The following is a 13,771-nucleotide window of genomic DNA, read 5'->3' as shown; positions in this document are numbered from 1 at the left end:
GAGGTCTGCATATGCACATTCGCCTGACACTCTGCTCATGCCTGCTACTCGCCTCGATCAGCCTGGCAAGCCACGCCGACACAATCGAAGTCGTTACCGAAGACTCCTTGTACGCCTATCAGCGTGACGACAAGGTCGTCGGGCCGGGCATTCGCATTGCCGAGGAGACACTCAGAAGCGCGCAGCTCACCGACTACAGCCTGTCGCTGTACCCGTGGGCCCGGGCCTACGAAAAAGCGCTGCACGAGCCCAACGTACTGATCTTCCCGCTGGACCGCACCCCGGCCCGCGAGACATTGTTCAAATGGGTGGGTGAAATACACCGGGTGGCGAGCCGGCTCTATAAACTGCGTGATAACCGCGACATCACCGTCAGCAGCCTCGAGCAGGCCAAGCAGTACAGCATCGGCGTGGTGCGAAACGACGCCAAGCAGATCTATCTGCAGCAACGTGGGTTCACCCGGCTGGTCATCTCGGCCAACAACCACGACAACTTTCAGAAACTGCTCAATCGCCAGATCCAATTGCTGCCGATGCCGGAGAACACCGCACGCCTGATGAGCCAGGATGCCCAAGTGGATTTCGCTTCTCTGGAAGAGGTCTATATCCTCGACGAACAACCCCACAGGGTCCACTTGGCCTTCAGCCTGAGCACGCCGGACGAGGTCGTCGCCAAGGCCCAGCGCGCGTTCGAAAAACTCAAGGCTTCCGGTGAAGTCGCACGAATCATGAACGAACAGCGGTAGACTCTGGGGGATCACACCGCAAGCAACGATGAGGTATGTCCCGATGAGTAAAGCGTCCTACGTTCCGCCCAAGGTCTGGAAAAACGACGCCCCGTCTGGCGGCCATTTCGCCAGCATCAACCGCCCTGTCGCCGGGCCGACCCATGACAAAACCTTGCCGGTTGGCAAGCACCCGCTGCAGCTCTATTCCCTGGCCACGCCCAACGGCGTGAAGGTGACCATCCTGCTGGAGGAACTGCTGGCGCTGGGTCATACGGGCGCGGAGTACGATGCCTGGCTGATCCGCATCAACGAGGGCGACCAGTTCTCCAGCGGTTTTGTCGAGATCAACCCCAACTCCAAGATCCCGGCCCTGCTGGACCGCAGCGTGGAACCCGCCATTCGGGTCTTCGAATCCGGCTCGATTCTGCTTTACCTGGCGGAAAAATTCGGCGCCTTGCTGCCCACCGATCCGGCGGGCCGCACCGAAACACTGAACTGGCTGTTCTGGCAGATGGGCTCTGCCCCGTATCTGGGCGGTGGCTTCGGGCACTTCTACGCGTATGCGCCGGAGAAACTCGAATACCCGATCAATCGCTTCACCATGGAAGCCAAGCGTCAACTCGACGTCCTGGACCGCCGCCTCGGTGAAAACCAATACCTGGCAGGCAACGACTACACCATCGCCGACATCGCGGTCTGGCCCTGGTATGGCCAACTGGTGCGCAACAACGTGTACGGCGCCGCCGAATTCCTCAGTGCCCACGAATACACCCATGTGCAGCGCTGGGCGGAAGACATTGCCAAGCGCCCCGCCGTCCTGCGCGGACAGCGGGTCAACCGCACGTGGGGGGATGAGGCGAGCCAGGTGCCGGAGCGGCATGGGGCTGGGGATTTGAGCTGAGGCCAGGTCGCACGCCGGCTCGGTGATGAACCTGGATTCCTCAACTGACACAGCCCCCTTGTGGGAGCGAGCTTGCTCGCGATGGCGGTGGATCAGCTGGCCTCGATGCTGGATGTGCCGACGTCTTCGCGAGCAAGCTCGCTCCCACCGCTTCCTGCGGTCCGCGATAAACCTTCTCAGTTTCCTGCAGGCATCCAGCACCGTAGCCTTGTAGGCAATACTGTATGTCTTGGCCCCCGAGCCATGGGGAACCGGGGACAGGGAACCGGGGACAGACCACGATTTGAGTTCCTGTAATCGGTCCGCCCCATAATCGTGGTCTACCCCGTTTTTCCCCGTTCCGGCGAATCTAATGCTTGCTGTCTCGATGTGTCCGTTAGCTATTGGAGTGTCTTGATTCCTCAGGCCTAACCGTCATGACTTTCACTACATCATCAATCACTGCTTTGCTCATCTCCATTAAATAATGAGCGGCCCAAGCATGGCGGTCCGTTTTCCTTTCGAAAGTGGCGTCCTCTGCAAGCCGGTAGGCGAGATGCAGGAGATCTGACGCTTGTTGCAACGCTTCATTTAACGGAACGCCGCCGTTAACGCGAGGGAACCGGGGACAAGGGAACCGGGGACAGACCACGATTTGAGTTCCTGTAATCGGTCCGCCCCATAATCGTGGTCTACCCCGCTTTTCCCCGTTCCGGCGAATCTAATGCTTGCTGTCTCGATGTGTCCGTTAGCTATTGGAGTGTTTTGACCCCTCAGGTCTAACCGTCATGACTTTCACTACATCATCAATCACTGCTTTGCTCATTTCCATTAGATAATGAGCGGCCCAGGCATGGCAGTCCGTTTTCCTTTCGAAAGTGGCGTCCTCTGCAAGGCGGTAGGCGAGATGCAAAAGATCTGACGCTTGTTGCAACGCTTCATTTAACGGGACACCGCCGTTAACGCGGAACAGCGGACGGTCGGAGCAATAATGGAATGGGGTGTAGCCGATAGTTTTTGCTTCTGCCTGTTCGGTCATTTGCTATCTCCACTGACTGAGATGCAGCGGGGCCGCGATACAGAGCTACAGAGCAGAAGAGGCCGTTTTCTTGATCTATCGATATGCATTGTTCAACTCCCTTGATTCGAAGAGCTGCCGCATCCGTTACCAAGCGAATGAGTGGGACAACGGGGACAGACCCTGAGGGATCCCCACAAATCTATTCCAATGCCTGCGCCTCTTGATGTACCTCTGCTCGCAACGCGTGCTCAAGTCTCTCCAAAGTTTTTCGAGAGTTTGAGCCGCGTCCGCTACGCCAGTATTCTAGGCCCAGCCGCCATAGCGATAACACTCGTCGGCGTTTAAGGCTATTGCTTTGAAAACGGCGCTCATGCCCCGCCTCGCGGGCCTGCAACCCTGTTAAACAAATGATGTAATTAGCCAGAGCCGAGATCAGCAAAAGTACTTCGATTCGGCGTGGGCAGTGACTCCGATGGCGAGTGACGCCTACGCCAAAATACTCACTTTTTACATCTCTGAAGCCTTCTTCTATCTGCATGCGCTGTTTGTAAATGGCCACGATTTTCGATGGATTCCATTGATCTTCCGGCAGGTTGCTAGCCAATAGCCAGGGCTCTCGTTCACGATTGGCCGATTGCCTGCTGAGTTTGTTTTTGGCGATTGATCCGGTGACACGCTGGTGTTTGCGACCTTTTGCCGATCGTGTCCCAGGAAGTGGTGTAACTCATCATGGTTCTAGCCATTGAGCTTGCCGTTTAGTTGATCACGGCCGACAGCTTGGCCTGTGGATTATCGCTGACCGCCTCGAAGGCTTCCAACTGCATGTAGCGTCGTTGCAGGCACCACTCGTCGTTCTGCTCCAGCAGCATTGCCCCCACCAGCCGCGTTATGACTGGATCGTTGGCCCCCCCCACGACATCGGTGCGGCGTTTGATCTCGGCGTTGAGCCTCTCAAGCGGGTTGGTACTGTGCAACTGCTGCCGGTGCGCCTTGGGAAACGCCATGTGCGCCAGCACTTCATCCTCGCAGCCGTCCATGAGGGCCGCGATCTTGGGGTATTTCTCGCGCAGCTGATCAGCGACCAAACGCCATTGCTGATGGCACTCGGCACGGCTGTCCTGAGCGAAGACCGTGCGCGGCAGCGCTGCCAGGTCGCATGGAAGACCTTGGAAACAGCTGCCTTCAGGCCTTCGTGGGCATCGGAGATGACCAGTTTCACGCCGCGCAACCCGCGCCTCATGAGACTGCGCAGAAAGTCCGTCCAGAACGGTTCAGCTTCGGAAGGGCCAACGCGCATGCCCAAGACTTCACGACCACCATTTGTGTTCACGGCCACGGCGATTATTACGGCAACCGAGACGATGCGCCCGGCCTCCCGCACCTTGACGTAGGTAGCATCGATCCAGAGATAGGGCCAGCCTTCAAGCGGACGATCAAGGAAAGCGTGAACGCGCTCATCGATCTCACCTGCCAGCCGTGATACCTGGCTCTTGGAAATCCCGGTCATGCCCATGGCCTTGACCAGCTCGTCCACCGAGCGCGTTGAAACGCCCTGGATGTAGGCCTCCTGAATGACCGCCGCCATTGCCTTCTCTGCGGTGCGTCGAGGCTCAAGGAAACCGGGAAAATAGCTGCCCTGGCGCAGCTTGGGGATCTTCAAATCAACGTCACCGGCACGGGTTTGCCAGAGGCGATCACGGTAGCCGTTGCGGCTTTTTGTCCGGTCTGGGCTTTTGACATCGAAGCCCGCGCCGCACAGGCCTTCGACATCGAACTCCATCATGCGCTGGGCAACGAACTGGATCATTTGCTTGAGCAGATCAGCGTCTGCCCCTTTCTCAACCAACTCGGTCAATGCGATAGTGGGCTTGGTCATCGTGGTTTCTCTGGTGAGTGTTTGGTCTTCGCAAACTCAACGTTAGCCAAGAACCACGATGACCATCCTCTTTCGCCCACTGGGCGCCTTCGGTTGGTTCAGCTACACCACTTCCTGGGACACGATCAGCCTGCACTAATTTGCTCTTGAGGGCTAACCAACAAATGAACATGGTTACTCATCAAGCACCACGCGTGAACTTCACACCCACTTTTGCTGGCTTGCTCTGCGAGCAACTCCATATAAAAAAAATAATCATCATCCGAGAAAAAGCAAACCGATCGATTATTCCCTCGCTGAATTAGATGCAAGGGTATACCCGGCATTAAGACGCGTGCTCTGCGTGGCATATATGGAGAGTCCTTTTTTACAAGTCGAGCCAAAGCTTAGCCAATTCAAGAAAAGACATCACCTCTTTCTATTTCCTACTATTTCAGCCAATCAAAATACATCACAGAAAACGTGGTCTGTCCCTGAGGGATCCCGGAGAACCCAATGATCGCAGTCTCTCAGGGACAGACACGTTTTGCGGACGCAGCTCAAATTCTCGAAGCCCCTTGAGCGCGCGTTGTGAGCAGAGGTAGTCAAGAGGCGCAGGCATTGGAGTAGATTTGTGGGGGGCCCTCAGGGTCTGTTCCTGTTTTTCCCGCGGACGCGGCTCAAAATCTCGAAAAACTTTGGAGAGACTTGAGCACGCGTTGCGAGCAGAGGTACATCAAGAGGCCCGGGCATTGGAGTAGATTTGTGGGGATCCCTCAGGGTCTGCCTCTGTTTTCCTCCTCTTGAAACAGCAAATCATAAGGAGATCTTCCTCCTTAAATAAATTCGCGCCTCAACAAGGTGATTTTGCACTTGACTCGAATCAAAAAGAAAATCTCCTCCTTCAGGTCGATAGCACGCCAAAATCTCCACAATTTCCTGCAGAAAATCATCGTCCGGAAAGGCATCATCAATCAATACCTCTAAACGATTTGCAGCTTCCATACTTGTATTACCTCCATCAATAAAGGCATCTAGCAATTTCATAACCTCTAACATTTCCATCTTATCTCTTTCTCTTTGGGTTAATCACAGTAATGATACGAGTACCTGTCGCCTCGTCAACGACTACCTTAGGCCTGCCCGGCATATTAGCATTTTCGATAGTTAGAGTATCTCCCTGCGGATGATAGCTACGCTTTACTATCTTTGTCGCCCCATCGAGGACCTGATCTACCTCAGTAGCAGACATGAGGGGACAACGGGGACAGACAACGGGGACAGACCACGTTTTCCAACTAAGACAGTGATCGTTTTCCCGGACGTCCCGGGTGGCCTCGTTGAGCTCGGCGTCCGATCATCGCTTCAATTTCTGCAGCAAATCGCGAGCCACCGAGCACATAGTTACCATTGGTGGCGGCCCGAATTTGGTCAACCATCCCTACTCCCAACTCGTCTCTAAAAAGGTCCCTGTAAGCCTCTGCACTCGATGTATTTGGCCCTCCAAGCGACAGATACTGAGAGTGCGGGGTAATAAAATATGAAAATTCTGATTGTGCGTTAACACGATAACTCGACCAACGATATTCCGCCGGATGCACTACCATTTTTGCCCGAACAGGATTCATTTCTATATAACGATAGCAGGCCAAAACATAACTTTCACTTTGGACAAGGCATGAGCGAAAGCGCCCCTCCCATAGAGTTCCACTGCGCCCATATGTACGATTCACGTACTGAACATATCTCTGTCCTATCCCCTTCATAAGCGAGCCTGCACTACTTTGCTCTTGAGGGCTAATCAATAAATGAACATGGTTACTCATCAAGCACCACGCGTGAACTTCACACCCACTTTTGCTGGCTTGCTCTGCGAGCAACTCCATATAAAAAACATAATCATCATCCGAGAAAAAGCAAACCGATCGATTATTCCCTCGCTGAATTAGATGCAAGGGTACACCCGGCATTAAGACGCGTGCTCTGCGTGGCATATATGGAGAGTCCTTTTATACAAGTCGAGCCAAAAGCTTAGCCAACTCAAGAAAGGACATCACCTCTTTCTATTTCCTACTATTTCAGCCAATCAGAACACGCTACAGCAAACGTATAGAAAACGTGGTCTGTCCCCGTTTTCGCCTCGTTTTCGCCGTATCTGGGCGGTGGCTTCGGGCACTTCTACGCGTATGCGCCGGAGAAACTCGAATACCCGATCAATCGCTTCACCATGGAAGCCAAGCGTCAACTCGACGTCCTGGACCGCCGCCTCGGTGAAAACCAATACCTGGCAGGCAACGACTACACCATCGCCGACATCGCGGTCTGGCCCTGGTATGGCCAACTGGTGCGCAACAACGTATACGGCGCCGCCGAATTCCTGAGTGCCCACGAATACACCCATGTGCAGCGCTGGGCAGAAGACATTGCCAAGCGCCCCGCCGTCCTGCGCGGACAGCGGGTCAACCGCACGTGGGGGGATGAGGCAAGCCAAGTGCCAGAGCGGCATGGGGCTGGGGATTTGGGCTGAGGCCAGGTTGCACGCCGGCTCGGTGATGAACCTGGATTCCTCAACTGACACAGCCCCCTGTGGGAGCGAGCTTGCTCGCGATAGCGGTGGATCAGCTGGCCTCGATGCTGGATGTGCCGACGTCTTCGCGAGCAAGCTCGCTCCCACATTGGATCGGGGGTGAACCTCACTTTCTCGACTGGCACAGCCCCCTGTGAGCGAGCTTGCTCGCGATGGCGGTGGATCAGCTGGCCTCGATGTTGAATGTGCCGACGTCATCGCGAGCAAGCTCGCTCCCACGGTTTTTTCCCACAGTTTTTCGTCAAATGTTCAGCGGTTGGCTTCCAGCTTGTACCTGTCACCCGCCGACGCCGGAGTCGTTTCATTGGCCAGGGCAAAAACACACTCATCCAGATAAGGCCTGACATCCGCCCATTTCTTGCGATCGGCGATAAACCCTCGCAGCTTCTTACCGGCATCCACAACATCCGGCTCATGGGCCATCAACATGAGCCTGGCGACTGAACTGGCGTCATCGTCCTTGTGCTTGGCATGATCCTGCCGAGCGTAGGAATGAAACTCCTCGATCCGCCCCAGCACAGCCTCGGCACCGCCCATGCACTTGTCACCCAGGATCTCTTCGCGCCGCTGCGCATGTCCACCGGCAAAGCTGTCCTGGACAAGATGAAGCAAACTGCCAAACGCCACCTGATTCACATTCGCCCGCAACCATGGACGCCCCACCGCAAAAAGATCCTGCACGGTTTGTCCGTTATTGAAATGCTGTTCCCAGCCTTCGATCTGGATGTCTTTCAAATAGGTATTGAGGGGGTAGGTACCATCGGCAACCCCCCAGGCGAACTCGGCCCACATCATGATTTCGCGCTTGGTCTTCTCTGGCGCGTCGCCCTCTTGGGACGCCATTGCATGCAAGAATTGCAGGTCGCCAAAATGCGAACGGGAGATGTAGTTCCCCGCCCCCATGAACGCCATCGGATCGGAAGCGCTTATGTCCTCGGCTTTCTCGAAGAGATTGACCCAGCACCGCGTCTGCGAGATGAAACCAACCGAGTAACGTCCATCGCAGCCCTTGGTCTTGGCATCTTCCGCGCCCGGCATGAACACCGGATCATCGTTCCAGCGAACCCCGGCAATGACATAAGCACCGGCGTTCTCCAAGTTGGGGTTACTGCAATCCTGCCAATCCCCGTCACACCCATAGATCTTCTGCGTCAACGCCTCGTGGGCAGGATCGGAAAAGTTATGCAGCGCGAAACTGGCGAAAGGCACCGTCGCCTTATAGGAAACCCCGTATTTCTTGGCCATCTCCCGTTCAGCCAACGTGCCATCCGGCGAGAGTTGAAAAGCGTTGGCGTGTCCGATGCAACCCAACAGAACACCCCAGGCAACTCCTGACACGGCTTTGTGTTTGTTCATGAATCGTCTCTGCAAAGGGCGGTGACGAGCAGGTTCTCGTCTCGCGCCGGGGATGGGTTGTGGTGGGCATGGCAAATGGCAAGAGGCCATCGTCGATAGCATAGCGGGTGGGGCTTTGTCGTCCAGCGAGCAAACGCTGATTTTTTCCGCAGGTTTCCCGGGACCAATACGAAAGTCGCCATCCAACAGACGGAGTAAACCCCAACCAAAAGCCCCTATGGACCGCCCCCGCAAATAGCACAAGCTCACGCCCATACAAGTCCCCAGCCGTGATCGCTACAGGGAAAGGACTCCGCACGCATACCTCGTACGCGTCACGTCGCGCTCAACCGAGTCCTGCCATGAACCTATCGAATCTCTTCAACAAAGCCCGAGCCCGCACACAAGGGGCGGTCAGCGTGGCCTGCACGTTGAGCGAACTGGACCGGGCGCTGGCCAACGTACGCATCACACCGGTATTGATCGCCGGGTTCGTCTCCCCTCACCTGGACATCGACCGGGTCGCCGCCAAGGTCAAGCAGCGTTTTCCCCAAAGCGCCATCAGCTTGTGCACGACGTCGGGTGAGCTGTGCAACGGTGCGAACACGCTGTACTGCCAGACCGGCGAGACCTGGGACCGGGTGGTGCTGCAGCTGTTCGACACCAGTGTGATTGCGTCAGCCGAGGTGGTGATGGTGCCGCTGGAGTGCGAGGACATTCGCGGTGGCGGCAAGCGCCTGGCCATGCGTGAGCGAATCGCTCGGTTGGTGAATAACATCAAACAGGCGCAGGTGAGCACGCCCATTGACCATCGCGATACCTTGGCCTACGTGGTGTTCGATGGTCTTTCGGCTTCCGAGTCGTTCTTTATGGAGGCGCTCTATGAATCAGGCCGTTTCCCCTGCCTGTTCGTCGGCGGCTCGGCCGGTGGCAAGGCGGATTTCAAGAAGACCCTGATCAGTGATGGGCAGCGCAGTTACCAGAACCATGCGCAGATTGTCTTTTTGAAAACCGCGGTGGATGTGCGCTTCGGGGTGTTCAAGAGCCAGAACTTCCAACCTGCCGGGCTGACATTCAGCGTGCTCACCGCGTCGGTCGAAGACCGCACCATCGACCAGGTCATCGACAGCCGTGGAAACATCAAGAGCATGGTCCAGGCGCTGTGCGAGGCCTTCGAGTGCAGTGCCCAGGCGCTGGAAAAGAAGCTGGCCGATTATTCATTCGCCATCCGCGTGGGTGATGAGCTGTTCGTCCGTTCCATTGCCCGCATCGACCATCAGCAGCAGATCATCCAGTTGTTCTGCGACGTGGCGCCCGGCGAAGAGCTGGTGATGGTCAAGCGCACGCCCCTGCGCGAGGCGACCCGGCTCGACTACGAGAAATTCCTCAAGGGTAAAGGTGGCCAGCCGGTGGCCGCCATTCTCAACGATTGCATCCTGCGCCGTCTCAACAACAGCAGCGACCTGGGCAGCATGGCCGGTATTTTCGGGGATGTGCCTCTGGCCGGCTTCTCGACGTTTGGTGAAATCCTCGGTTTGAACCTGAACCAGACACTCACGGCGATTTTCTTCTTCAGGGTCACCAAGGGCGCCGGGTTTGTCGACGAGTACGTCGATCACTTCATCACTCACTATGGCGAGTTCAAGGCATTTTTCCTGCGCCGCCAGATCAAGAAGCTGGCGGGCCTGAACCATGTCGTGGTCAAGCAGATCATGGCGTTCAAGATGAATGACTTCAGCAGCGCCTTGGACACTCGCGGCCTGGACCAGACGATCCTGCCGGTGTTCGACGGCCTGACGGACCTGGGCCAGGTATTGGCGCAGGCCAGCCAGCAACAAGCGCTGATGGCGACGCAAATCAAGCATTACTCCGGCGAACTGCACCTGTCGATGGATGACCTGACGGGCACCATCGACCGGCAAAACAGCGTGGCCGAGCAGGCCGGCACCACCGTCGAGCAGCTTGCCACCCAAGCGGGCGAAGCGGTGGTCGGTGCCCGTGCGCTCGCCAGCTCGAGCTTGCGTATCCAGTCGATCGTACAGGTCATCCAGCAAATCGCGGGGCAGACCAACCTGTTGGCCCTCAACGCCGCCATCGAAGCAGCGCGGGCCGGTGAGATGGGCAGAGGCTTTGCGGTGGTGGCCGATGAGGTCCGCAAGCTTGCGGAAATCACCCGCCAGAATGCCGCGGAAATCGGCGTGGACATCGACCTGCTCTCGACGGAGATCCAAGGCGTCGCCCAACAGATCGAAGACCAGTCCGTCGCCGTGAGCGCCCTGCGGGAGATGCTCGATGCCCTGGAAGACTCCAGCCGTACCACCGAAGGCACGGCACAACGCACGAAGGCCATCGCCGACACCTTGACCGGGCTGACCCACGCCAATGCGTGAGGCCGAGTCGCCCCGGCGATGGATCAAGATTGAGCGATCAGCACACTTCCCTTTGTGGGAGCGAGCTTGCTCGCGATGACGTCGGCACAGTCAATCACCGCAAACTGATCTACCGCTATCGCGAGCAAGCTCGCTCCCACAGGGAATTTGTGGTTGCTCACAGGCGTCACCGTCAGGGAATCAACATCTGCACCTGCCCCGGCACGACGATCTTGATCACCCCGGCCCAGGTGCACATCAAGGTGCTGTTGGCGTCGATGGCCGGCATGTTGCCCAGCAGCAAGGTCGGTGCGCCGCCGGGGATCCATGGCGCCGCAGTGGCCGGGATGCAGGGCATGGGGGTCAGCACGCCCAGGGCCGCCGCGGTGGCGGCGGCCACGGTGGGGTTCGCCAGGCTCATGCACATGCCGAAGGTGGTGATGTTCACCAGCGGGATGTGATCCATGATGTTCGCCGCCGGCATCCCGCCGGTCAGCAGGCGATTGACCGGCAGCACATTGAGCACCGCCGGGGCTGCGCCGAAGCTGCATTGCAGGGTCGCGGTGCTACAGACTTGCGGGCATCCCATCGCGGTGGCTCCTTTGACAGCGACTCCCCCAAACCATAGCTCGCCCGCTTCCGACGCGCACGCCGCCATGCATCAAGCCCGCTGATTATCCGGCAACACGCTAACCTATAAGACCCTGGCGTGCTTGTGACGCCTCCCACGCGCCATTAGATTAGCCAATGATCGATGGCCTCCAAAATAAGCAGAAGGGATAAGCATGGCGTTTACTGATCAGTCCACCCGCGTGCGCGACGGTGAAGAACTCGATGCCAACCTGATCGACCCGTACCTCAAGGCCCACATTCCCGGCCTGACCGGCCTGCCACGGATCAGCCAGTTTCCCGGTGGCGCGTCGAACCTGACCTACCTGCTGGAATACCCCGAACAGGAATTCGTCCTGCGTCGGCCGCCGTTCGGCCACAAGGCCAAGTCCGCCCACGACATGGGCCGTGAGTTCCGCATCCTCAACCAATTGCGCGAAGCGTTCCCGTACTGCCCCAAAGCCTACGTACACTGCACCGACGAGTCGGTGATGGGCGCCGAGTTCTACGTGATGGAACGGGTCAAGGGCATCATCCTGCGCTCCGACCTGCCGCCGGAGCTGGGTTTCGACGCCGCCCGCACCGAAGCGCTGTGCAAGAGCTTCATCGACCGGCTCGTCGAATTGCACCGCGTCGACTATAACGCTTGCGGCCTGGCCGACCTGGGCAAACCCGAAGGCTACGTGGCCCGGCAGATCCGTGGCTGGAGCGACCGCTACGAAAAAGCCCTGACCCCCGATGCGCCGAAATGGGAAACGGTCAAGGCCTGGCTCAACGACAAGATGCCCGCCGACCACCCCACTTCGAGCATCGTCCACAACGACTACCGCTTCGACAACGTGATCCTCGACCCGGAGAACCCGATGCAGATCATCGGTGTGCTGGACTGGGAACTGACCACCCTGGGCGACCCGTTGATGGACCTGGGCAACAGCCTCGCCTACTGGATCGAGGCGGACGACCCGGCGCCGGTGCAACTGATGCGCCGCCAGCCGAGCCACGCCCCCGGCATGCTGACCCGCCGCGAGTTCGTCGATTACTACGCCGAGCGCGCCGGGATCCGCATCGACAACTTCGACTTCTACTACACCTACGGCCTGTTCCGCCTGGCAGGGATCGTCCAGCAGATCTACTACCGCTTCTTCCACGGCCAGACCCAGGACAAACGCTTCGCGCAGTTCGTTCAGATGAACAAACTGCTGGAGCAGATGAGCCTGCAGGTCATCGGTAAATCCACGCTCTGAGCGCCACATCACAAGGAAACAGCATGTCCAAGACCCAGTTGTTCGACCTCGACGGTAAAATCGCCTTCGTTTCCGGCGCCAGCCGCGGCATCGGCGAAGCCATCGCCAAACTGCTGGCCCAACAAGGCGCCCATGTGATCGTGTCCAGCCGCAAGCTCGACGGTTGCCAGCACGTGGCCGATGCGATCATCGCCGCCGGCGGCAAGGCCACCGCCATCGCCTGCCACATCGGGGAAATGGAGCAGATCAGCCAGGTGTTCGCCGGTATCCGCGAACAGTTCGGGCGCCTGGACATCCTGGTGAACAACGCCGCCACCAACCCGCAGTTCTGCAACGTCCTGGACACCGACCTGGGTGCGTTCCAGAAAACCGTGGACGTGAACATCCGCGGCTATTTCTTCATGTCGGTGGAAGCCGGCAAGCTGATGCGCGAAAACGGCGGCGGCAGCATCATCAACGTGGCGTCGATCAACGGCATCTCGCCGGGGATCTTCCAGGGCATCTATTCGGTGACCAAGGCCGCGGTGATCAACATGACCAAGGTCTTCGCCAAGGAATGCGCGCAGTTCGGCATCCGTTGCAACGCCCTGCTGCCGGGCCTGACCGACACCAAGTTCGCCTCGGCGCTGGTCAAGAACGACGCCATCCTGAAAACCGCCCTGGCGCAGATCCCCCTCAAGCGCGTGGCCGACCCGAGCGAAATGGCCGGTGCGGTGCTGTACCTGGCCAGCGATGCGTCGAGCTACACCACGGGTGTGGCGTTGAATGTGGATGGCGGGTTCCTGTCCTGATAGCGAACTCCATGGCAGACCTGTGAGAAACCCTGTGGGAGCAAGCTCGCTTGTATGGTAGGACTTGAAGGGAGGAGGAGGGACAAAGCTCGATTCTGACTGTTAGCCGCAGTACAGACCGTGGGAGATTTCACCCCTCCTCCTTTCACCCAAGCGCCGATAAAGAATGCATCTGGCCTAGACCGACGATAGGAACAAGCCTGCGCCTCTGGGTGAACCCTTCAAGTGTTCAAACCTTAGCCCGGAGGATTTTCAATGGCAATGCCGGTTTCTGTCGCAAAGCCGATCGTGGGTGTTGATGTCGCCAAAGATGAGTTGGTGATTTATCACGCAGAAACAGATCGACTGGAAG

At 57.7% G+C, this 13,771-nt stretch carries 12 protein-coding genes and 5 pseudogenes; 8 read left to right on the top strand and 9 right to left on the bottom strand.

The annotated features are described in order from the left end of the window. The first annotated feature begins 11 nt into the window (after window positions 1–11). Window positions 12–746, top strand: coding sequence for a substrate-binding periplasmic protein (locus BLP82_RS02380; protein ID WP_092165053.1), 735 nt, complete (start codon window positions 12–14; stop codon window positions 744–746). Between the two features lie 43 nt (window positions 747–789). Beyond that, complete coding sequence (gene yghU, locus BLP82_RS02375) at window positions 790–1,629, top strand: glutathione-dependent disulfide-bond oxidoreductase (RefSeq protein ID WP_092165051.1); 840 nt, start codon at window positions 790–792, stop codon at window positions 1,627–1,629. A 376-nt stretch (window positions 1,630–2,005) separates the two neighbouring features. On the opposite strand, the gene BLP82_RS02370 is transcribed toward yghU, so the two are convergent. The 7 genes and pseudogenes from BLP82_RS02370 to BLP82_RS02345 form a co-directional block, all read right to left on the bottom strand. Continuing rightward, a complete protein-coding gene (locus BLP82_RS02370) occupies window positions 2,006–2,278 on the bottom strand; it encodes a DUF3077 domain-containing protein (RefSeq protein WP_371914106.1) in 273 nt (90 codons plus the stop codon). 78 nt (window positions 2,279–2,356) lie between these two features. Continuing rightward, on the bottom strand, window positions 2,357–2,647 hold the full coding sequence (locus BLP82_RS02365; RefSeq protein ID WP_092165049.1) for a DUF3077 domain-containing protein: 291 nt from the start codon (window positions 2,645–2,647) through the stop codon (window positions 2,357–2,359). A gap of 181 nt (window positions 2,648–2,828) precedes the next feature. Next, window positions 2,829–3,326 (bottom strand): annotated as a pseudogene (locus BLP82_RS02360) (transposase); the annotation flags it as partial. Between the two features lie 58 nt (window positions 3,327–3,384). Beyond that, a pseudogene (locus BLP82_RS02355) lies at window positions 3,385–4,505 on the bottom strand (IS256 family transposase). Window positions 4,506–4,630: 125 nt separating this feature from the next. Next, a complete protein-coding gene (locus tag BLP82_RS02350; RefSeq protein WP_256576544.1) occupies window positions 4,631–4,831 on the bottom strand; it encodes a transposase in 201 nt (66 codons plus the stop codon). Window positions 4,832–5,300: 469 nt separating this feature from the next. Beyond that, entirely contained in the window at window positions 5,301–5,549 is a 249-nt protein-coding gene (locus BLP82_RS30100; RefSeq protein ID WP_139197798.1) for a hypothetical protein, read from the bottom strand. A 233-nt stretch (window positions 5,550–5,782) separates the two neighbouring features. After that, window positions 5,783–6,454 (bottom strand): transposase, encoded by a 672-nt coding sequence (locus tag BLP82_RS02345; protein WP_256574048.1) that lies wholly within the window; start codon window positions 6,452–6,454, stop codon window positions 5,783–5,785. 176 nt (window positions 6,455–6,630) lie between these two features. On the opposite strand from BLP82_RS02345, the pseudogene BLP82_RS02340 reads away from it, so the two are divergent. Continuing rightward, a pseudogene (locus BLP82_RS02340) lies at window positions 6,631–7,011 on the top strand (glutathione S-transferase C-terminal domain-containing protein); the annotation flags it as partial. A 309-nt stretch (window positions 7,012–7,320) separates the two neighbouring features. Here BLP82_RS02340 and BLP82_RS02335 read toward each other — a convergent pair. Continuing rightward, window positions 7,321–8,427, bottom strand: a complete 1,107-nt coding sequence (locus BLP82_RS02335) for a hypothetical protein (protein WP_092165044.1) — start codon at window positions 8,425–8,427, stop codon at window positions 7,321–7,323. A gap of 341 nt (window positions 8,428–8,768) precedes the next feature. Between BLP82_RS02335 and BLP82_RS31910 the strand changes: the two are divergent. After that, window positions 8,769–9,923 (top strand): annotated as a pseudogene (locus BLP82_RS31910) (FIST signal transduction protein); the annotation flags it as partial. Between the two features lie 195 nt (window positions 9,924–10,118). Beyond that, window positions 10,119–10,796, top strand: a complete 678-nt coding sequence (locus BLP82_RS31905) for a methyl-accepting chemotaxis protein (RefSeq protein ID WP_371914104.1) — start codon at window positions 10,119–10,121, stop codon at window positions 10,794–10,796. A 172-nt stretch (window positions 10,797–10,968) separates the two neighbouring features. Here the strand turns inward: BLP82_RS31905 and BLP82_RS02325 are convergent, their stop codons facing one another. Then, entirely contained in the window at window positions 10,969–11,364 is a 396-nt protein-coding gene (locus BLP82_RS02325; RefSeq protein ID WP_072404866.1) for a DUF4280 domain-containing protein, read from the bottom strand. A 196-nt stretch (window positions 11,365–11,560) separates the two neighbouring features. Between BLP82_RS02325 and BLP82_RS02320 the strand changes: the two genes are divergently transcribed. The 3 genes and pseudogenes from BLP82_RS02320 to BLP82_RS31475 form a co-directional block, all read left to right on the top strand. Next, the gene (locus BLP82_RS02320) at window positions 11,561–12,628 is read left to right on the top strand and encodes a phosphotransferase family protein (protein ID WP_072404868.1); all 1,068 of its coding nucleotides are present in this window, start codon (window positions 11,561–11,563) and stop codon (window positions 12,626–12,628) included. Window positions 12,629–12,651: 23 nt separating this feature from the next. Further along, complete coding sequence (locus BLP82_RS02315; RefSeq protein ID WP_003180553.1) at window positions 12,652–13,419, top strand: SDR family oxidoreductase; 768 nt, start codon at window positions 12,652–12,654, stop codon at window positions 13,417–13,419. 255 nt (window positions 13,420–13,674) lie between these two features. After that, window positions 13,675–13,771: pseudogene (locus BLP82_RS31475) on the top strand (IS110 family transposase); the annotation flags it as partial.

This window comes from Pseudomonas sp. NFACC37-1, from assembly GCF_900101575.1.
GTDB classification, from domain to species: domain Bacteria; phylum Pseudomonadota; class Gammaproteobacteria; order Pseudomonadales; family Pseudomonadaceae; genus Aquipseudomonas; species Aquipseudomonas fluorescens_AA.
The sequence above is the reverse complement of the archived record's forward strand: the minus strand, read 5'-3'. Positions and strand labels throughout refer to the sequence as shown.

Coding starts and splice junctions, on each gene's coding strand:
- BLP82_RS02325 (WP_072404866.1), bottom strand. CDS start 11,364: ATGGGATGCCCGCAAGTCTGTAGCACCGCGACCCTGCAATGCAGCTTC.
- BLP82_RS02345 (WP_256574048.1), bottom strand. CDS start 6,454: ATGCCGGGTGTACCCTTGCATCTAATTCAGCGAGGGAATAATCGATCG.
- BLP82_RS02315 (WP_003180553.1), top strand. CDS start 12,652: ATGTCCAAGACCCAGTTGTTCGACCTCGACGGTAAAATCGCCTTCGTT.
- BLP82_RS02380 (WP_092165053.1), top strand. CDS start 12: ATGCACATTCGCCTGACACTCTGCTCATGCCTGCTACTCGCCTCGATC.
- BLP82_RS02335 (WP_092165044.1), bottom strand. CDS start 8,427: ATGAACAAACACAAAGCCGTGTCAGGAGTTGCCTGGGGTGTTCTGTTG.
- BLP82_RS02365 (WP_092165049.1), bottom strand. CDS start 2,647: ATGACCGAACAGGCAGAAGCAAAAACTATCGGCTACACCCCATTCCAT.
- BLP82_RS30100 (WP_139197798.1), bottom strand. CDS start 5,549: ATGGAAATGTTAGAGGTTATGAAATTGCTAGATGCCTTTATTGATGGA.
- BLP82_RS02350 (WP_256576544.1), bottom strand. CDS start 4,831: ATGCCGGGTATACCCTTGCATCTAATTCAGCGAGGGAATAATCGATCG.
- BLP82_RS31905 (WP_371914104.1), top strand. CDS start 10,119: ATGGCGTTCAAGATGAATGACTTCAGCAGCGCCTTGGACACTCGCGGC.
- yghU (WP_092165051.1), top strand. CDS start 790: ATGAGTAAAGCGTCCTACGTTCCGCCCAAGGTCTGGAAAAACGACGCC.
- BLP82_RS02320 (WP_072404868.1), top strand. CDS start 11,561: ATGGCGTTTACTGATCAGTCCACCCGCGTGCGCGACGGTGAAGAACTC.